Annotated in this window: 17 protein-coding genes and 2 tRNA genes; 14 read left to right on the forward strand and 5 right to left on the reverse strand. The window is 66.6% G+C overall.

Annotated elements, in window-relative coordinates:
- Positions 1-5: 5 nt before the first annotated feature.
- The 3 genes from yidD to rpmH form a co-directional block, all read right to left on the reverse strand.
- Positions 6-329 carry a membrane protein insertion efficiency factor YidD gene (gene yidD, locus AC4D16_RS12545; RefSeq protein WP_490950128.1) on the reverse strand — a complete coding sequence of 108 codons (324 nt, stop codon included), beginning with the start codon at positions 327-329 and terminating at the stop codon, positions 6-8.
- A gap of 23 nt (positions 330-352) precedes the next feature.
- On the reverse strand, positions 353-739 hold the full coding sequence (gene rnpA / locus AC4D16_RS12550; RefSeq protein ID WP_490955249.1) for a ribonuclease P protein component: 387 nt from the start codon (positions 737-739) through the stop codon (positions 353-355).
- Positions 740-802: 63 nt separating this feature from the next.
- The gene (gene rpmH, locus AC4D16_RS12555; RefSeq protein ID WP_022892375.1) at positions 803-940 is read right to left on the reverse strand and encodes a 50S ribosomal protein L34; all 138 of its coding nucleotides are present in this window, start codon (positions 938-940) and stop codon (positions 803-805) included.
- Between the two features lie 463 nt (positions 941-1,403).
- Between rpmH and dnaA the strand changes: the two genes are divergently transcribed.
- The 12 genes from dnaA (at position 1,404) to AC4D16_RS12615 (ending at position 14,381) form a co-directional block, all read left to right on the forward strand.
- Entirely contained in the window at positions 1,404-2,816 is a 1,413-nt protein-coding gene (gene dnaA, locus AC4D16_RS12560; RefSeq protein WP_490949890.1) for a chromosomal replication initiator protein DnaA, read from the forward strand.
- Positions 2,817-3,290: 474 nt separating this feature from the next.
- A complete protein-coding gene (dnaN, locus tag AC4D16_RS12565) occupies positions 3,291-4,415 on the forward strand; it encodes a DNA polymerase III subunit beta (RefSeq protein WP_490949889.1) in 1,125 nt (374 codons plus the stop codon).
- Positions 4,416-4,477: 62 nt separating this feature from the next.
- Complete coding sequence (gnd, locus tag AC4D16_RS12570) at positions 4,478-5,383, forward strand: phosphogluconate dehydrogenase (NAD(+)-dependent, decarboxylating) (RefSeq protein WP_490955250.1); 906 nt, start codon at positions 4,478-4,480, stop codon at positions 5,381-5,383.
- Positions 5,384-5,393: 10 nt separating this feature from the next.
- Positions 5,394-6,653, forward strand: a complete 1,260-nt coding sequence (gene recF, locus AC4D16_RS12575) for a DNA replication/repair protein RecF (RefSeq protein ID WP_490955251.1) — start codon at positions 5,394-5,396, stop codon at positions 6,651-6,653.
- Positions 6,646-7,254: a DciA family protein gene (locus tag AC4D16_RS12580; RefSeq protein WP_490949886.1), complete on the forward strand. Its 609-nt coding sequence runs from the start codon at positions 6,646-6,648 to the stop codon at positions 7,252-7,254. The genes recF and AC4D16_RS12580 overlap by 8 nt, the downstream gene beginning before the upstream one ends.
- A 290-nt stretch (positions 7,255-7,544) precedes the next feature.
- Positions 7,545-9,572 carry a DNA topoisomerase (ATP-hydrolyzing) subunit B gene (gene gyrB, locus AC4D16_RS12585; protein ID WP_490955490.1) on the forward strand — a complete coding sequence of 676 codons (2,028 nt, stop codon included), beginning with the start codon at positions 7,545-7,547 and terminating at the stop codon, positions 9,570-9,572.
- A 138-nt stretch (positions 9,573-9,710) separates the two neighbouring features.
- Complete coding sequence (gyrA, locus tag AC4D16_RS12590; RefSeq protein WP_490949885.1) at positions 9,711-12,380, forward strand: DNA gyrase subunit A; 2,670 nt, start codon at positions 9,711-9,713, stop codon at positions 12,378-12,380.
- Positions 12,377-12,931, forward strand: a complete 555-nt coding sequence (locus tag AC4D16_RS12595) for a DUF3566 domain-containing protein (protein WP_490949884.1) — start codon at positions 12,377-12,379, stop codon at positions 12,929-12,931. Before gyrA ends, AC4D16_RS12595 begins: the two co-directional genes overlap by 4 nt.
- A gap of 95 nt (positions 12,932-13,026) precedes the next feature.
- A tRNA-Ile gene (locus AC4D16_RS12600) sits at positions 13,027-13,100 on the forward strand.
- Positions 13,101-13,137: 37 nt separating this feature from the next.
- Positions 13,138-13,257 carry a DLW-39 family protein gene (locus AC4D16_RS12605; protein WP_490955252.1) on the forward strand — a complete coding sequence of 40 codons (120 nt, stop codon included), beginning with the start codon at positions 13,138-13,140 and terminating at the stop codon, positions 13,255-13,257.
- A 36-nt stretch (positions 13,258-13,293) separates the two neighbouring features.
- Positions 13,294-13,366: transfer RNA gene (locus tag AC4D16_RS12610), tRNA-Ala, on the forward strand.
- Between the two features lie 100 nt (positions 13,367-13,466).
- Positions 13,467-14,381 carry a DMT family transporter gene (locus AC4D16_RS12615; RefSeq protein WP_490955253.1) on the forward strand — a complete coding sequence of 305 codons (915 nt, stop codon included), beginning with the start codon at positions 13,467-13,469 and terminating at the stop codon, positions 14,379-14,381.
- A gap of 121 nt (positions 14,382-14,502) precedes the next feature.
- Here the strand turns inward: AC4D16_RS12615 and AC4D16_RS12620 are convergent, their stop codons facing one another.
- Positions 14,503-15,471 carry a hypothetical protein gene (locus AC4D16_RS12620; protein ID WP_490955254.1) on the reverse strand — a complete coding sequence of 323 codons (969 nt, stop codon included), beginning with the start codon at positions 15,469-15,471 and terminating at the stop codon, positions 14,503-14,505.
- 165 nt (positions 15,472-15,636) lie between these two features.
- Between AC4D16_RS12620 and AC4D16_RS12625 the strand changes: the two genes are divergently transcribed.
- Both AC4D16_RS12625 and AC4D16_RS12630 read left to right on the forward strand, forming a co-directional pair.
- Positions 15,637-16,179 carry a peptidylprolyl isomerase gene (locus AC4D16_RS12625; RefSeq protein WP_490949880.1) on the forward strand — a complete coding sequence of 181 codons (543 nt, stop codon included), beginning with the start codon at positions 15,637-15,639 and terminating at the stop codon, positions 16,177-16,179.
- 4 nt (positions 16,180-16,183) lie between these two features.
- Positions 16,184-17,059 carry a rhomboid family intramembrane serine protease gene (locus tag AC4D16_RS12630; protein ID WP_490955255.1) on the forward strand — a complete coding sequence of 292 codons (876 nt, stop codon included), beginning with the start codon at positions 16,184-16,186 and terminating at the stop codon, positions 17,057-17,059.
- Between the two features lie 262 nt (positions 17,060-17,321).
- On the opposite strand, the gene AC4D16_RS12635 is transcribed toward AC4D16_RS12630, so the two are convergent.
- Entirely contained in the window at positions 17,322-18,656 is a 1,335-nt protein-coding gene (locus AC4D16_RS12635; RefSeq protein WP_490955256.1) for an acyltransferase family protein, read from the reverse strand.
- Positions 18,657-18,701: the final 45 nt, after the last annotated feature.

The raw sequence follows: 18,701 nt of genomic DNA on the forward strand, positions 1-18,701 counted from the left end.
GCTCCTCAAGCCGCCGGGCGGCTCTCGTCATCGGCGGGGATCACCGGGTGGTTCAACACAACAATCGACGGGACCTTCCCCTCCGGGAAGGTCCTGGAACCGGGCGGTACGTGATCCACGCCGCCGTCGTTCCAGGGGTGGCAGCGAGCCACCCTGCGCGAAGCCAGCCAGCTCCCGCGCGCGAAACCGTGCACGGTCACCGCCTCGAGGGCGTAGGCGGAGCAGCTCGGGTAGAACCGGCACACCTGCCCGTAGAGCGGCGAGACGACCTTCCGATACGAGACCAGGAGACCGATCACGAGGAGGCGAGGCAACCCGACAAGGAACATCAGCGCGCCCACGACCACCCTCCTCACGATACTCTGCCCGGTTGCTGGGGAGCGGGCGCCCGCTCGAGCTTCCGCAGGACCGCTTCGGCTCCCGCACCGACATCGCGGTGGAGCGCCTCGTAGTCACTGTCCGCCGCTGCCGGCAGAGCCCGCACGACGACGTCGAACCCGGTGGGGTGGGCCGCGACCCATTCGGCGGCGATATGACGCAGCCTCCGTTTAACGAGGTTCCGCATCACCGCGTTCCCCACGTTCTTCCCCACGATGAACCCGACGCGTGAGGCGCCCGGCCCCGAGGTCCTGACCCCGTATAGCACGACGTTCCGGCGCCCAGACCGGGCACCGGAACGTACGGTTCGTGCAAACTCCGCTGCTGTCCGTACCCGATGATCCTTGGGGAGCACGATCACTCACCGTCGATTCATGAGGGGGACCCGGGGCCACCGCGTGGCTGCACGGAGCGGTGGAGGGGATTACGCCGAGAGTTCGGTGCGGCCCTTGCCCCGTCGCGCTGACAGGATGGCACGGCCGGCACGGGTGCGCATGCGAAGACGGAAACCGTGCTTCTTAGCGCGACGGCGGTTATTCGGCTGAAAAGTCCGCTTGCTCACTGTAGTTACTCCAGAACGATCTTGAGATGCGTCCGGCCCATTGCAACAAGGGGGAAGAACAGACTGACGCGATGAAGGTGTACATCCGACATTCGCTGAAGTAGCTGTCACCTCCCGAGGCCTCTTAGTACCCGGGAAACCAGTGATGGCATGCGAAATGCAGACATGTTGGACTACATCACGTTAGGGGACACAGCCGAGGAGCGTCAAACCAGCCGTCGACGCGAGCGGCGCGCCGTGCTGTCTACAGCCTGTGGACAACTCGTCCAGCAGACACAGTACAGGTACCCCGGAACGCTGTTCCCGAACACTCCGATCGGCGCCTCGGAGGCGCGCCAGCGCGGTATCTTCTGCCATCTGCATCCTCTACTCTTGGCTCTGGTCCGCTTATCCACGACATGTGTACAAGTCTGTGGATGGTGGGCCTTTTCCGAGTGCGGCCTGAACGGCAAAAGGGGTTTTCGTGGGAACAGATGAGGTCAACGACGTCGGGAGCTCCTGGCGCAAGGTCATCAGGACCCTCGAACAGGACGAACGCGTGACGCCGCGGCAGCGGGGCTTCATGGTCCTCGCGCAGGCCCAGGGACTGATCGGCACCACCATGCTCATCGCGGTACCCAACGAGCTCACGCGTGAGGTACTGCAGACACAGTTGAAAGGTGTGCTCGACGAGGCGTTGAGGGACGTCTTCCGCCAGGACATCCAGTGTGCCTTCGTCATCGATCCGGATCTGACGCCGGTCGTCGAGGAGGTTCCGGACCAGGAACCGATCGCGGTGGTGACCGAGCCGAGGGGTGAGACGAAACCCTCACCCACGCCTCCGAGCAACTCCCACGAGTTCGGGCGCCTCAATCCGAAGTACATCTTCGACACCTTCGTCATCGGCTCCTCGAACCGCTTCGCCCACGCGGCCGCCGTCGCCGTCGCCGAGGCCCCCGCGAAGGCCTACAACCCCCTCTTCATCTACGGCGACTCCGGTCTCGGCAAGACGCACCTCCTCCACGCCATCGGACACTATGCACGGCACCTCTACACGGGTATCCGGGTGCGCTACGTGAACTCCGAGGAGTTCACCAACGACTTCATCAACTCGATCCGCGACGACGAGGGGTCGAGCTTCAAGCAGACCTACCGCAACGTCGACATCCTGCTGATCGACGACATCCAGTTCCTCTCCGGCAAGGACAGGACGATGGAGGAGTTCTTCCACACCTTCAACGCGCTGCACAACCACAACAAGCAGGTGGTCATCACCTCCGACATGCCGCCCAAGCAGCTCATCGGGTTCGAGGAGCGGATGCGGTCGCGCTTCGAGTGGGGTCTGCTGACGGACATCCAGCCCCCGGAGCTCGAGACGCGCATCGCGATCCTCCGGAAGAAGGCGATCAGCGACAGCCTGAGCGCTCCCGACGACGTCCTCGAGTACATCGCCTCGAAGATCGCCACCAACATCCGCGAGCTCGAGGGCGCCCTCATCCGCGTGACCGCCTTCGCGAGCCTCAACCGGCAGACGGTCGACGTGAACCTGGCCGAGATCGTCCTGAAGGACCTCATCTCCGACGACGGCGCACAGGAGATCACCTCGACCGTGATCATGGCGCAGACCGCCGACTACTTCCAGATCAGCATGGAGGAGCTCTGCAGCAAGTCACGCACGCGCACGCTCGTGACGGCTCGTCAGATCGCCATGTACCTCTGCCGGGAACTGACGGACATGTCGCTGCCGAAGATCGGACAGGAACTGGGAGGTCGCGACCACACCACGGTGATCCACGCGGACCGGAAGATCCGGGAGCTGATGGCGGAGCGCAGGGCGATCTTCAACCAGGTGACGGAACTGACCAACCGCATCAAACACAAGCAGCGCGAAGGCTGAACCGGACCGTGACCGCCGGACGCCCCTGGAGTTCAATTAACAGGTGTGGACAGAGGTGTGGATAACCAGGGCCCCTAGGCGGGTCAACCTGAGGACAACTACCCATCGGGCTGTGGATCCCCGGAATCACAAGGATTTGATGCACAGGACGGTCCGTCGGCCGGTCGTCCGGACCCACACCTTCTCCACAGGGCAGATCGCCGTCGATCCGTGAACGAGGAGGGTTATCCACAGAATCCACAGGGGTTATTAACACTACGAACCTTAAATTCAAAAGGTTCTTCACATAACACTTCGCGTTCCGTTCGACCCTCGCCCGGCGCCCTCCAGGCCCTCCGGCCCTCGCGCTACCGGGCCGGGCCAGCACCCAGTAGGGTGGGAGCTCCCGGGGCCTGTGAGCCTCTTGACCCCACGCACCGAATCATCCGCCGGCCTCTCGTCGGTGGCTGTTTTTTTGAAAGGCGGCACTCTTCCGTGAAATTCAGAGTCGAACGGGATGTCCTGGCCGAGGCTGTCTCCTGGACTGCTCGGTCACTGTCGCCGCGTCCGCCGGTGCCGGTTCTCGCGGGACTGCTCATCAAGGCCGAGGCAGGGATGCTGAGTCTCGCGAGTTTCGACTACGAGATCTCCGCACGTCTCGAGATCGCCGCCGATGTCGCCGAGGAAGGCACCATCCTCGTCTCGGGGCGTCTGCTCGCCGACATCTGCAGGAGCCTCCCGTCCGCACCCGTCGAGGTGGTCACCGACGGCTCGAAGGTCACACTCACCTGCCGCAACAGCCGCTTCAACCTCGCCACGATGCCCGAGGGCGAGTACCCGGAGTTGCCGAAGCTTCCCGCTGTCAGTGGAGTCGTCGACGGTGACGCCTTCGCCCAGGCGGTCTCGCAGGTGATCATCGCCGCCAGCAGGGACGACACCCTCCCGATCCTCACGGGCGTGCGGATGGAGATCGAGGACGATCTCATCACCCTCCTCGCGACGGACCGGTACCGGCTCGCGCTCCGCGAGGTCAGCTGGAAGCCCACGACGCCGGGGATCTCCACCAGTGCACTCGTCAAGGCCAAGACCCTCAACGAGGTCGCCAAGACCCTCGGCGGCGCAGGGGACCTGAACATCGCGTTCTCCGACGATTCGGAACTGATCGGCTTCGAATCGGGTGGACGTCGCACCACGTCGTTGCTCGTCGACGGCGACTACCCCAAGATCCGGTCCCTGTTCCCCGAGAAGACCCCGATCCACGCGACGGTGCAGACGAGCACCCTCGTGGAAGCCGTGCGGCGTGTGTCCCTGGTCGCGGAGCGGAACACCCCCGTGCGGCTGGCATTCGCCGAGGGGCAGTTGACCCTCGACGCCGGTACCGGCGAGGACGCACAGGCCTCCGAGGCCATCGAGGCCACGCTCGACGGCGACGACATCACGGTCGCCTTCAACCCGCACTACCTCAGCGAGGGCCTCGGCGCCTTCAGCAGCCCGTTCGTGCGCTTCTCGTTCACGTCCCCGCCGAAGCCCGCCGTCATGTCCGCGCAGCAGGAAGCGGCCGGCGAGGATTCCGAGGACTACCGGTACCTGCTGATGCCGGTCCGGCTGCCAAACCAGTAATCGCCCAGCACCACCCACGCAGTACCCGGTACACCGCCCACGACGTCAGGAAGAAGATCCCCATGCACATCGGCCTCATCGGACTCGGCAAGATGGGTTTCAACATGAGGGAACGGCTCCGGGAAAGCGGCATCGAGGTCACGGGCTTCGATCGCAATCCGGAGCGGACGGACGTCCCCGACCTCGCAGGGCTCGTGGCAGCACTTCCCGCCCCGCGCATCATCTGGGTCATGGTGCCTGCCGGGCAGGTCACCGATGCCGTGATCAAGGATCTCGCCGGGTTGCTCACGGAGGGCGACCTCGTGATCGACGGTGGTAATTCTAAGTTCACGGACGACCAGATCCACGCGACCCTGCTGGCACAGAAGGGCGTCCGGTTCCTCGACTGCGGCGTCTCGGGTGGCGTGTGGGGGCTCGAGAACGGCTACGGGTTGATGGCTGGCGGGAGCGCGGAGGACGTGGAACGCGCCATGCCGATCTTCGACGCCCTGCGTCCGGAGGGCGAGCGCGCCGAGAGCTTCGTCCACGTGGGCGACATCGGTGCCGGTCACTACGCCAAGATGGTCCACAACGGCATCGAGTACGGACTCATGCAGTCCTACGCGGAAGGCTACGAGCTCCTCGAGGCGAAGGACATCGTCAAGGACGTCCATGGGACGTTCGCCGCCTGGCAGAAGGGCACGGTGGTGCGGTCCTGGCTGCTCGACCTCCTCGTGAAGGCACTCCAGGAGGATCCCGGCCTGTCGAAGATCGCCGGATACGTCGAGGACTCCGGTGAAGGCCGGTGGACCGTCGAGGAAGCGATCGCCAACAGCGTCCCGGCACCGGCGATCACCGCAGCGCTCTTCGCCCGGTTCACATCGCGCCAGGACGATGCGCCTGCCATGAAGATGGTCGCCGCCCTTCGCAACCAGTTCGGTGGGCACGCGGTCAAGCCGGCCCAGTCGGCACCGCCGACGCCGGAGTGAGTGGGGTGTCGTGTACGTCGAACACCTGTCCCTGACGGGGTTCAGGAGCTACGGACACCTCGACACCGAGCTGCACCCCGGCATCACGGTCTTCATCGGCCCCAACGGTGTGGGGAAGACCAACATCGTCGAGGCCATCGGCTACCTGGCCACGTTGACCTCCCACCGTGTGTCCACGGACCGCCCGCTCATCTCCTTCGACGCCGAAACGGCAATCATCAGGGGAAAGTTGGTGCGCGGCACCCAGCGCACGAGCGTCGAGGTGGAGATCAACGCCGACGCCGCGAACCGCGCCAGGATCAATCGGGCGAACCCGGTACGAGCCCGCGACGCCGCGGGCATCCTGAAGACGGTGCTCTTCGCGCCCGAGGACCTCGCGCTGGTCAAGGGTGATCCCTCCGGGCGCCGCCGCTACCTCGACGACGTCCTCGTGTCACTGCTGCCCCACCAGTCGGCGCTCCGTGCCGACTACGAACGCGTTCTGAAGCAGCGCAACGCCCTCCTGAAGTCGGCGCGCGCAGCAGGACGATTCTCGACGGCGCACGAGGCGACGCTCGACGTCTGGGATCAGCATTTGGCCGAGGCCGGCTCGCGCCTGCTGTTCGCGCGGCTCGAGCTCGTGGACCACCTCAGCCCGCTGGTGGCTCGCGCGTACGCGGAGCTGACCGACGGATCCAAGAAGGCGGGGCTCACCTACGTCTCCTCGGTCTCCGCCGGTGTGGACCCGTCAGCGGAGGACGACGGCGTGGTCAACAGCATGGTCGGTTCGACGGTCGCGACCCAGGATGTCCTCCGCGGAGCGGACGTCGGGGCCCTCACCGAGCTGTTCCTGCAGGCGCTGCTGCGCCACCGCAAGAAGGAGCTGGAACGCGGGATCTCCCTCGTGGGGCCCCACCGCGACGAACTCGCACTCCTGCTCGGGCAGGCTCCCGCCAAGGGCTACGCCTCCCACGGTGAGACGTGGTCCATGGCGCTGGCCCTCCGCCTCGCCTCGTACTACCTGCTCGTGGAGGAGGACCGCACACCCGGTGGGGATCCCGTGCTGATCCTCGACGACGTGTTCGCCGAGCTCGACACGCAGCGCCGCGCGCGGCTGGCAGGGATCGTGGCCTCGGCAGAGCAGGTGCTGGTCACCGCGGCCGTCGCGGACGACATCCCTGCTGCGCTCCAGGGGCGACACCTGCGTGTGGTCCCCGGAGGGATCGAGGTGTCGTCGGAGGCCGCCGACGGTACGGTGCCGCTTCCTGTCGTCGAGGATGCGCATGGCTGACCGGCAGGGCGGGGACATACCGCGGCCGGACGGCCGGAAGGAGACGTTCGAGACCGGCGTTGTGGACGGGACAGGTGAAACGGAGGCGGACGGTGAGCCCGACGAGCCGGAGCGGGACGGGCCACAGGCGCTCCTGAACCGTCTGCGCAGCGCGTCCCAGGCGAGGGGGACGCCGCGCGAGAAGGGGCCGAAGCGGCCCTCCGGCCCGGCACGACGACGGCACACCCCCGACCCCGTGTACGGCGGGCGCGATCCCGAGGGTGTGGGGAACGTCTTCACACGGATGCTCGCGGAGCGCGGGTGGAAGTCGCCGGTGGCCATCGGGTCGGTGCTGACGCGCTGGCACGAGATCGTCGGGGCCGACATCGCGGCGCACTGCGTCCCGGAGAGCTTCGACGCCGACACCGTTCTGGTGCGCTGCGACTCGACGGCCTGGGCCACGCAGCTGCGGCTCATTGCGCCTCAGGTGCTGCAGCGTTTCGAGGCGGAACTGGGTCCGGGCGTCGTGAAGAAGCTGTCCGTGATCGGTCCCGCAGCGCCCAGCTGGCGGAAGGGTGGCCGAACAGTGAAAGGGCGCGGCCCGCGCGACACCTACGGGTGAGCCGAGGCCCGGTCCCAAGACCGGGGGACGGACCGCGGCGGGATCACCGCTGCAGCCGAGGACCGATCGCCGCTGGGAGCCCGTCAGCGCCGTCGAGGGGTAGCTCGGCGTATCGGTCCCTATGGGAGGACCCTCCATGGGCTCAGGAGGCGCATTCTTGGCGAATGAGGGGCTGTCAGTGCGTTTATGTGGGCCTCCACGGGGTAGAATGGAGAAGCTTTGTTGTGGTCCACCCAGTTGAGGAGCCGTCTACGCCCGTGACACACGAGAACGAATTGAACGCAGAAGACGTGTTGATCGGCGAAGGTGAGTCCCCGATTCTGGAGGCAGCGACCGAGCACGCCTACGGCGCCAGTGAGATCACAGTCCTCGAAGGACTGGAAGCGGTCCGGAAGCGTCCCGGCATGTACATCGGTTCCACCGGCCCGCGCGGACTCCACCACCTCGTCTACGAAGTCGTCGACAACTCGGTGGACGAGGCTCTCGCCGGGTACTGCGACCACATCGAGATCACGCTCCAGACCGACGGCGGCGTGAAGGTCGTCGACAACGGGCGCGGTATCCCCGTGGACATGCACCCCACCGAGGGGCGTCCCACCGTCGAGGTGGTCATGACCATCCTCCACGCCGGCGGCAAGTTCGGTGGTGGCGGCTACGCGGTATCGGGCGGTCTGCACGGCGTCGGTATCTCCGTCGTCAACGCCCTGTCCAAGCGCGTCGAGACCGAGGTACGCCGCCAGGGCCATGTCTGGCACCAGTCCTTCGCGGACGGCGGCAAGCCGGTGGGTGAGTTGCGCATGGGCGAGGAGACCTCCGAGACAGGGACCACCCAGACGTTCTACCCGGACGACACGATCTTCGAGACCACTGAGTTCGATTTCGAGACCCTGCGGGCGCGTTTCCAGCAGATGGCCTTCCTCAACAAGGGCCTCCGCATCACCCTGACCGACGAGCACGTCGACGAGGTCGAGGACGAGGTCGCGGCGGAGACCGGCGAGGATTCCACGCCGAAGCACCGCGAGGTCGTCTACCTCTACGAGAACGGACTGCTCGACTACGTCCACCACCTGAACTCCTCGAAGCGCGTCGAGGTGGTCCACCCCGACGTCATCGCCTTCGAGACGGAGACGCCGGACCGGACGATGTCGGTGGAGATCGCGCTCCAGTGGACCTCCGCCTACTCGGAGAGCGTCCACACGTACGCCAACACGATCAACACGCACGAGGGTGGCACCCACGAAGAGGGATTCCGTGCCGCCATGACGACCTTGATCAATCGATATGCGCGCGAGAAGAACATCATCAAGGAGAAGGACGACAACCTCACGGGTGACGACATCCGCGAGGGCCTGACCGCCGTCATCTCCGTGAAGCTCTCCGAGCCGCAGTTCGAGGGCCAGACGAAGACCAAGCTCGGCAACTCCGAGGTCAAGGGATTCGTGCAGCGCGTGGTCACCGACCAGCTGGGCGATTGGCTCGAGCGGAACCCCGGACCGGCCCGCGACGTCATCCGCAAGTCGATCCAGGCCTCGCAGGCACGCCTCGCCGCCCGTAAGGCGCGCGAGTCCACGCGTCGCAAGGGACTCCTCGAGTCCGGTGGCATGCCCGGCAAGCTCAAGGACTGCCAGTCCAAGGACCCGGCGCGCTCCGAGATCTACATCGTCGAGGGTGACTCCGCCGGCGGCTCGGCCGTACGCGGCCGCAACCCGGAGACGCAGGCCATCCTGCCCCTGCGCGGGAAGATCCTCAACGTCGAACGCGCGCGGCTGGACCGGGCGCTCAGCAACAGCGAGGTCCAGGCCATGATCACCGCGTTCGGCGCGGGGATCGGCGAGGACTTCAACGTCGAGAAGGCCCGGTACCACAAGATCGTGCTCATGGCCGATGCCGACGTCGACGGCCAGCACATCACCACGCTGCTGCTCACGCTCCTGTTCCGCTACATGCGGCCGCTCATCGAGAACGGGTTCGTGTACCTGGCGCAACCGCCGCTTTACCGGATCAAGTGGTCCAACGCGAAGCACGACTACGTGTTCAGCGATCGGGAGCGCGACGAGGTCATCAAGATGGGGCTCGCGCGGAACCAGCGGCTGCCCAAGGACAACGGGATCCAGCGCTACAAGGGTCTCGGTGAGATGGACTACACCGAGCTCTGGGACACGACCATGGACCCCGACCACCGGACGCTGCTGCAAGTGACCATGGACGACGCCGCCGCGGCCGACCAGGTGTTCTCGGTGCTCATGGGCGAGGACGTCGAATCCCGACGCAACTTCATCCAGCAGAACGCGAAAGATGTGCGTTTTCTCGATATTTGACGGCTCGCCCCGGCATTCTGCCGGCGCAACGAAATTTGCTCGTTCCTCGCAAATACTAAAGCGCCTACACAGAACGCAGGGGCAACCCTTGCTCAGCTTCGGCAGCACTGCGCGCACGACAGACGAACGGATTGATTGATGAGTGACGACAGCATGGGTAATGGGCCGGACGAGGTCCTCGAGGGTGAGGTGCTGACCGACCGCGTCGAGCAGGTGGATCTGCAGACCGAGATGCAGCGGTCCTACCTGGATTACGCGATGGCGGTCATCGTGGGGCGCGCCCTCCCGGACGTGCGGGACGGGCTCAAGCCCGTGCACCGCCGCGTGCTCTACGCCATGTTCGACGGCGGCTACCGCCCGGATCGCTCGTTCAACAAGTGTGCCCGCGTCGTCGGCGAGGTCATGGGGCAGTACCACCCGCACGGTGACACAGCGATTTACGACGCCCTGGTGCGCCTGATCCAGGACTGGACCATGCGGTACCCGCTCGCGCTCGGGCAGGGCAACTTCGGCTCGCCGGGCAACGACGGCGCAGCGGCTCCCCGGTACACCGAGACCAAGATGGCGCCCCTGGCCATGGAGATGGTCCGCGACATCGACGAGGAGACCGTCGACTTCCAGGACAACTACGACGGCAAGAACCAGGAGCCGACGATCCTCCCGTCGCGCTTTCCGAACCTGCTCGTCAACGGCTCCTCGGGCATCGCCGTCGGCATGGCCACCAACATCCCGCCCCACAACCTGCGCGAGGTCGCGGAGGGTGTGCAGTGGTACCTCGAGAATCCGACCGCCACGAAGGAGGAGCTCCTCGAGGCCCTGATCGCACGGATCAAGGGACCGGACTTCCCGACCGGCGCCCAGATCCTCGGGCACAAGGGCATCGAGGACGCGTACCGGACGGGCCGCGGGTCGATCACCATGCGCGCGGTGGTCAACGTCGAGGAGATCCAGAACCGGACCTGCCTCGTGGTCACCGAGCTGCCGTACCAGGCGAACCCGGACAACCTGGCGATCAAGATCGCCGAACTCGTGAAGGACGGCAAGATCAGCGGGATCGCCGACCTCCGCGACGAGACCTCGGGTCGCACCGGCCAGCGCCTGGTGATCGTGCTCAAGCGCGACGCCGTCGCCAAGGTGGTGCTGAACAACCTTTACAAGCACACGCAGCTGCAGGACAACTTCAGCGCGAACATGCTCGCGATCGTCGACGACGTCCCTCGCACCCTGAGTCTCGACGCCTTCATCCGCCACTGGGTGACGCACCAGCTCGAGGTCATCGTGCGCCGCACCCGCTACCGGCTGCGCAAGGCGGAGGAGGAGGCTCACATCCTCCGCGGGCTCCTCAAGGCGCTCGACGCGCTGGATGAGGTCATCGCCCTGATCCGAGCATCGGCGACCAGCGAGGAAGCCCGTATCGGCCTGATGGGCCTGCTCTCCATCGACGAGCTGCAGGCGAGGGCCATCCTCGACATGCAGTTGCGGCGCCTCGCGGCCTTGGAACGGCAGAAGATCCAGGACCGGCACGCAGAACTCGAGCAGATGATCACCGAGTTCAACCGCATCCTCGCGTCCGAGGACGTGCAGCGCGGGATCGTGAGCACCGAGCTCGGCGAGATCGTGGCCAAGTTCGGCGACGACCGACGCACCGAGATCCTCATGGGCTACGACGGTGACATGAGCATGGAGGACCTGATCCCCGAGGAGGAGATGGTCGTCACCATCACCCGCGGCGGGTACGTCAAGCGCACCCGAAGCGACAACTACCGCCAGCAGGCGCGTGGCGGCAAGGGAATCAAGGGCGCGCAGCTGCGCGGCGACGACGTCGTCGAGCACTTCTTCGTCACCACCACCCACCACTGGCTCCTGTTCTTCACGAACCTGGGACGCGTGTACCGGGCGAAGGCGTACGAGCTCGTGGAGGCAGCACGGGACGCCAAGGGCCAGCACGTCGCGAACCTGCTCGCCTTCCAGCCCGACGAGACCATCGCGCAGGTCCTGGATCTCCGGGACTACCAGCAGTCCCCGTTCCTCGTCCTCGCGACGAAGCGCGGACTGGTCAAGAAGACCCGGCTCGAGGACTACGACACCAACCGCACGGCGGGTGTCATCGCGATCAACCTGCGCGACAACGACGAGCTGGTCTCCGCACAGCTCGTCTCGAGCGAGGACGACATCATGCTCGTCTCGCGCAAGGGTCAGTCCCTCCGCTTCACCGCCGACGATGACGCCCTGCGTCCCATGGGCCGCGCGACCTCGGGTGTCACGGGCATGAAATTCCGCGACGACGACGAGCTGCTGGCCGCGAACGTGGTCACGGACGACTCCTACGTGTTCATCGTGACCGAGGGTGGGTTCGCCAAGCGGACCAGGGTGCAGGACTACCGGGTCCAGGGCCGTGGCGGCCTCGGGATCAAGGTGGCCAAACTCGCGGAGGAGCGCGGGGATCTCGTGGGAGCCCTCGTGGTGCAGGAGGAGGACGAGGTCCTGGTCGTGATGGGTGGCGGCAAGGTGGTCCGATCCGCGGTGAGCGGCGTGCCGGCCAAGGGTCGCGACACCATGGGCGTCATCTTCGCCAAGCCGGACAAGACCGACCGCATCATCGCCGTCGCGCGTAACAGCGAACGCAGTGTCGCCGTGGAGGAGGGCCTGATCGACGACCCCTCCGAGGCGAGCCCGGAGGTGGATGTTATCGATACGATCACGCCACAGGACGATCCTGCGGAGTTCACAACCGATGAAGTACGGTTGTCGACAGAGGAAACGGCTGAGCCAGACGCTGAGTCGCCCGACCACGGAGGTAGCGAGTGAGCTCGGCCAACAGCAACCCGCGATCGTCCGGCGGGCAGGTTCGGACAACCGGGACGGCCCCCCGAGTGAACGCACCGGCCCGCCCGGCGCAGCGCCCGGCCTCCGCGAACGGCCAGGCTCCGCGTCCCGGTCAGCAGCGCACGGGTCAGCAGCGCCCCGGCCTCGTCAAGCCACCGCCCAAGGCGAAAGCCCGTAAGGCGCGGTTGCTCGTCAGCAAGGTGGACCCCTGGTCCGTCCTGAAGATGTCCTTCCTGCTGTCGGTGGCGCTGGGTGTGGTGACCGTCGTCGCCTCCTTCGTGATCTGGACCGTCCTCGATCTCACCGGCATCTTCGACGGGGTCAACGAGCTACTGCGGGAGATCGCGGGCTCGGAGAGTGGCGGGTTCGACCTCCGCCAGTTCGCATCCCTGACGCAGGTCCTTTCCTTCGCGACCATCATCGCGGTGGTGAACGTGGTGCTGTTGACGGCCCTGGCCATGCTTTCGGCCGTGCTGTACAACATCTCCTCCACCCTTGTAGGTGGTATCGGGGTCACGCTGACGGACGACTGATCCGACGACCGCTTCGAGCCGGCAGCGGCCCCGCGAGGATTTGGGGATCGCTGAAGCACTACTGTAAAGTCGTGTCTCGGCCCGAAGAGGTATCGGGGCGTATAGCTCAGGCGGTTAGAGCGCTTCGCTGATAACGAAGAGGTCCCAGGTTCAAGTCCTGGTACGCCCACGGATCCATCACACGCAGGTCGCGCTAGGAGACGCTCATGAAAAGGTTGCTCATCGCAGCAGCGGTTTCAGCAGGTGTCCTCGTGTACAAGCGGTGGCAGGATTCAGAGAAGAGCAAGAGCGTCTGGAGCAACGCGACGGACGACATAGCTCGCTAGGGCCCATCCGGTGAGAAAGCCGGAAGCGGTCCGTTCGGGGGCATGGCGCAATTGGTAGCGCACCTGCTTTGCAAGCAGGGGGTTCGGGGTTCGAGTCCCCGTGCCTCCACCGAAGGGGAAAGCCCCGGCCACAGGCCGGGGCTTTCGTCGTCTCCGGGACCACCTGATTCCTCCGGGCCGCCGTCCCGGGGTGCACTACTGTTGCCCGGGTGATCATCTTCCTGTCGGTCCTCGGCGTCATCGGGGTGTCCGCCTCGGGTCCCATCATGGCCGCCACCGCGGCGCCGGTGCTGGCCATCGCGTTCTGGCGCAACCTGCTCGGGGCGGTGCTCATGGGCGTCCCCGCCGCGGTATCGAAGAGGGCTGAGTTCGCTGCTCTCGGCCGCGCGGATCTGCGCCGGCTCGCTGTTGCCGCAGTGGCGCTCGCCCTGCATTTCGCCTGCTTCATCACGGCGCTCAAGCTCACGTCCGTCGCCGCCGCGACGGCACTCGTCTGCCTGCAGGTCGCCTGGATAGCGTTGTTCGACGCCCTTCTCGGCTCGCGCCCGCACCGCGCGGTGGTGGTGGGTCTCGGGGTGGCCTTCGTCGGCGTCGTGGTGATCACCGGGTTCGATCTCTCGCTGTCCCGGGACGCGCTCCTCGGGGATGTCCTCGCTCTAGCGGGCGGGGCGCTGGCCGCCGTCTACCAGATGGCCGGCGCCGCTGCTCGACGCACGCTCTCCACCGGGACCTACACCACGCTCTGCTACGGTGCATGCGCGGTGATCCTGCTCGGATTCTGTGCGGTGGCGGGTCAGCCTCTCGTGGGCTTCACGCCCGCGGCGTGGCTCGGCATCGTCGCCGTGACGCTCATGGCGCAGATCATGGGCCACTCGGTGTTCAACCACCTCCTCGCGGTGATGAGCCCGCTCGTCGTGTCCATGATCATCCTCCTCGAGATCCCGGGCGCGGCGATTCTTGCGGCGGTCTTCCTCGACGAGAAGCTCCCGGCCGCCACCTATGCCGGGCTCGCTCTGATCCTCGTCGGCCTGGCCGTCGTCATCCGTGGTCAGCAGCGACGGCGGAGCCGCGCGCTGCGCGACGAACCGGGGGTCGCTGCGACCCCGCCACTCGGCGCCGACTGAGGCCGGAACGGACGAAGACCCCCGGCAGGAGCCGGGGGTCTTCGTCCGTGTCTATCCGTACTGCCGGTTCACGACGGATTCCGCGAGCCCGGAGGCGTCAACGGGGTGCCGCGGCGGGGTCTCAGGCGGTGTCGCCGGGCTTGGCTGCGTGCTTCGCCGAATCGGTGACGTCCTTCGCCTTGTCGGCGACGCTCTGGGTCGCTTCCGCAGCCGGGGTCGTCGACGCGGTCTCGTCGCTCTTGGCCGCGCGGTCGGCGGCCTCCTTGATCGACGCCACCACCTCCTTGGCTTCCTGCGACTTCTGGCTCGAGACCGGTGCAGGGTTCGCCTTGATCGGTGCGGGGGTCTTCCAGGGATCCTCGACGGGCTTGGACGCCCGCCAGGCGGCGACGACGGCGACGACGGCCGCGGCGATGACACCGAAGACCAGCCACCCCTTGCCGGAGGACCGCTTCTTGCTCTTGCCGAGGTCCTTGGAGGCCTGCTGCGCGACGGCGACGAGGTGCTTCCGGGCCTTCTTCACGGCTTTCTTGTCGCCCGTCACCTTCGTGACCGCCTTCTCGACCGTGGGGTGGACGGTCGCGGAGGCCAGGGAACGGGATGCGCTGTCAGCGGCTTCGCCGAGCTTGGACGACAGTGCGGGCAGGTAATCGTCCACGACCTTCGCCTTCGCCGAGGTGATCGCGGGCGCCGCCTTGTCGAGGGTGCCCTGGATCTTCGGGGTGGTCTCGTCGATGACCTGCGTGATCTTCGGCCCCACCTTGTCGATTCCGTTCTGGATCTTCGGCGTGACGACGGCGATGCCGCCCGAGATACCCTCGGATGCCTTGCGGACGGTGTCCTGAAGCGCGGGCATGGCCGTCTCGAGCCCCTTCTCGAGGCGCGGCTTGGCCCAGCCGTAGGCCGAATCCACGTGGGGCTGCGCCCAGGTCTGCGCGGCACTCATGTGAGGCTGCGCCCAGGTATGCGCGGCACTCACGTGAGGCTGTGCCCACGTCTGCGCGGCCGCGACATTGGTGGACAGTCCGGCGGCCAGTCCGGCGGCGAACCCTTCCTCGAGCTCGTGCGTCATGCGATCGTTCTTCTTCACAAAAACCTCCAGGGGATGGTTGCTCGTCCTCATCAGCCTACGTGGCAAGTGCAGACCGTGCTATTGCGAGCAGGGGCCGGAACACCTCCTCTGCACCCGGTTTCACTGTGCGCGGAATGGCTGCGGTCCAGCGGATTGTCAGGAGCACCGTGGAACAATGGCCCCATGACTGCTATCCCAACCGCACACGCGACCATCACGACGAGCCAGGGCACCATCAAGGTGAACCTGTTCGGGAACCACGCCCCGAAGACGGTCAACAACTTCGTGGGCCTCGCCACGGGCGAGATCACCTGGACACACCCGCAGACCGGTGAGGAGACGGACGCACCCCTGTACAACGGGACCATCTTCCACCGCATCATCAAGGACTTCATGATCCAGGGCGGCGATCCCCTCGGCCAGGGCATCGGTGGCCCCGGCTACAAGTTCGACGACGAGATCAACCCCGACCTCACGTTCAACGAGCCCTACAAGCTCGCCATGGCCAATGCTGGCCTGCAGGGCGGCCGCGGCACCAACGGCTCGCAGTTCTTCATCACCTCCGTGCCCACCACCTGGCTCCAGGGCAAGCACACCATCTTCGGTGACGTGACCGACGAGGAATCACGCGCCGTCGTCGACAAGCTCAACTCCATCCCCACGGACGGAAGGGACAAGCCCCTCGAGGACGTCGTCATCGAGAGCATCACCGTGGAACAGCTCTAACCGAATGTCCTACGGAGTCCCCGCGCCCGACGCCGGCAGTGAGCAGGCGCCGGTCTGCCCGCGGCACCCCGACCGCGTCAGCTACGTGCGGTGCCAGCGGTGTGGCAGGCCGGCGTGCGCCGACTGCCAGCGTCCTGCCGCCGTCGGCTTCCAGTGCGTGGACTGCGTCCGCGAGCAGGCCGCCAACGCGCCGGTCCGGAAGAACGCGTTCGGCGGAGTCGCGCGCGGGGGCACACCGATCGTCACGTACACCCTGATCGGGCTGTGCGTCGTCGTCTTCCTGCTCCAGATGGTGATCCCCGGGTTCATCCAGGTGTTCGCCTACCGGCCCGTCGACACCGCGGGGGTCGCCTCCGCCGGGCTCCCCGCGGAGCCCTGGCGCATGCTGACGGCGGCGTTCCTCCACTCGCCGGGCTCGATCGTGCACATCGGCTTCAACATGTACGCCCTGTTCATCCTGGGGCGTGAGCTCGAGCCGGCCATGGGACGGGCTCGCTTCCTGACGCTCTACCTCCTGTCCGCGCTCGGCGGGTCCATCGGGGTGCTGTTGCTCAGCAACCCCGGACAGTACGTGGTCGGAGCATCGGGCGCGGTGTTCGGGCTCTTCGGGGCGCTGTTCATCATCCAGCGCAAGCGGGGTGGGGACGTACGGCAGATCGTGGTGCTGATCGCGATCAACGCGGTGCTCGGCTTCATCGTGCCGAACGTCGCGTGGCAGGCCCACCTCGGCGGTCTCGTCGCCGGCGCTGCGTGTGCCACCGCGATCGCCTACGCCCCTCGCGGTGCCCGACAGGCGCGCACCCAGTGGTTCGGGATCGGCGGCGTCGGGGTGGGGCTCGTGGCGCTGACGGCGCTCGGAGTGGCGCTCCTGCCGTTCTGACCGCGTTCTGACCCCTGGTCAACCCCATCACGAGGGCCGGTACACATGTACCGGCCCTCGTGCTGTGTGGACCGGGCGCTGGTGGCGGTTGTCCACAGGGTTTATCCACATCGGGGACAACTTACACACATGTAATTCCACAGATGTGGATAACGTAGGCGCGGAATCGCCCGGTTTCGCATGAAGCATCAACAATCATGTGCACAGCTGTGGATAACTTCGTGCACACGCTGTGCACATCGCCGACAGGCCGCTTCGTCTGTCAGAAGCCGAAGAGCGACCTGCGGAGCGGCTCGGCCAGGGACAACGCGTAGGTGTCGCTGATGTGGTTGTCGCGGTAGACGAGCAGATTACCGATCACGTAGGGGCAGGCCCCGTCACGGCAGAAGGACGACGAGAGGTCGACGACGGTCACGCCCTCGAGGCCGCCCGCCGCCTCGAGCATCGGGTCCTGGGACGCGACCTCCTCCGAGCGGTCGACACACTCCGCGGCGACGTCGTCCGCGGATGCCACGCACTCGGGCGCGGGCCGGGAGGGCAGGGGCGAGTCCGTGATGACGCGGACGTCGATCCCGGCGTCGACGAGGGGCTGCCACAGGGCACGGTAGCCCTCGATCGTGGCCTCCCGATCCTGCCAGGACCACGACAGCTCACGTTCGTACCCCGCAGGCCGCAGGTTGCTGGTGATCACCATGTCGGGAGGATCGGCGAGGAGTCCCTCGAGCGTCAGCTGGTTCCGCTCGATGCAGTCCTGGAAGTAGGCCCCATTGCTCCCGAGGGGCTCCGCATTGAACGGACAACCGTTCCTCACCTGGACGTCGAGGGCGAAGCCCTCCTGCCCGAGAACGGCGTCCAGCGGGGTCATGAACTGCGCCGCGTGCGAGTCCCCGACCAGCACGGCGCGTGATCCGCCGTCGGCGGCTCCGAAGCGGCACTCGTCCGCCGCCATCTCCTCGGGATCCCAGAGCAGGCATCCGTTCCCCGCGAGGACGTTCTGGTCCTCGAACGCCACGGCAGCATCGGGCCGGATCGGCGCGTCCGGTCCCGGTTCCTGGTCCCATGCCGCCGCTCCGGGATACAGGACGGGATCGAGGGTGCCGATGATCTCGCGACTGCTCTTCAGCGTGATCAGACCCCAGGGCAGGGCGGCCGCGGTGAGCGAGAGCACGAGCATGCCCGCCCCGAGGACGTACGAGTACCGCTTCAGTTCGCGGCCCGGAGAGCCTGAACCGAGGGTTCGCCGGCCCGAGGTCCGTGCGCGATTCAGGGGCAGTTCCACGTAGCGCGTGCTCACCCACGCCAGACCCACCGAGAGCAGCAGGATCACGACCGCGTCGATGTGTCCCGCTGCGCGGTCGGCGACGAACAGGTACAGCACGATGACCGGCCAGTGCCACAGGTAGAGGGAGTACGAGATGTCGCCGACGAAGACGACGGGCCGGAGGGCGAGGAGCCGCCCCGGACCCCCCGCGGGGACGGACCCGGCCCAGAGCACGAGCAGAGCACCCGCGACCGGTACGGCGGCCACCCATCCCGGGAAGGCCAGGGCGGTCGTGTAGGTGGCCGCGCTCCACCCGATGAGGAGGCCGCCGGCCACGACGGCGAGGCCGGCCCCGCGCGCCCACCCGCGGGGCGAGGATGG

Source organism: Arthrobacter sp. TJ-236 (assembly GCF_058269235.1).

Excerpts from the sequence above, each read along its gene's own strand:
- yidD (WP_490950128.1), bottom strand. The coding sequence starts at position 329 with ATGTTCCTTGTCGGGTTGCCTCGCCTCCTCGTGATCGGTCTCCTGGTC.
- gnd (WP_490955250.1), top strand. The coding sequence starts at position 4,478 with ATGCACATCGGCCTCATCGGACTCGGCAAGATGGGTTTCAACATGAGG.
- AC4D16_RS12580 (WP_490949886.1), top strand. The coding sequence starts at position 6,646 with ATGGCTGACCGGCAGGGCGGGGACATACCGCGGCCGGACGGCCGGAAG.
- AC4D16_RS12605 (WP_490955252.1), top strand. The coding sequence starts at position 13,138 with ATGAAAAGGTTGCTCATCGCAGCAGCGGTTTCAGCAGGTGTCCTCGTG.
- AC4D16_RS12630 (WP_490955255.1), top strand. The coding sequence starts at position 16,184 with ATGTCCTACGGAGTCCCCGCGCCCGACGCCGGCAGTGAGCAGGCGCCG.
- gyrA (WP_490949885.1), top strand. The coding sequence starts at position 9,711 with ATGAGTGACGACAGCATGGGTAATGGGCCGGACGAGGTCCTCGAGGGT.
- AC4D16_RS12625 (WP_490949880.1), top strand. The coding sequence starts at position 15,637 with ATGACTGCTATCCCAACCGCACACGCGACCATCACGACGAGCCAGGGC.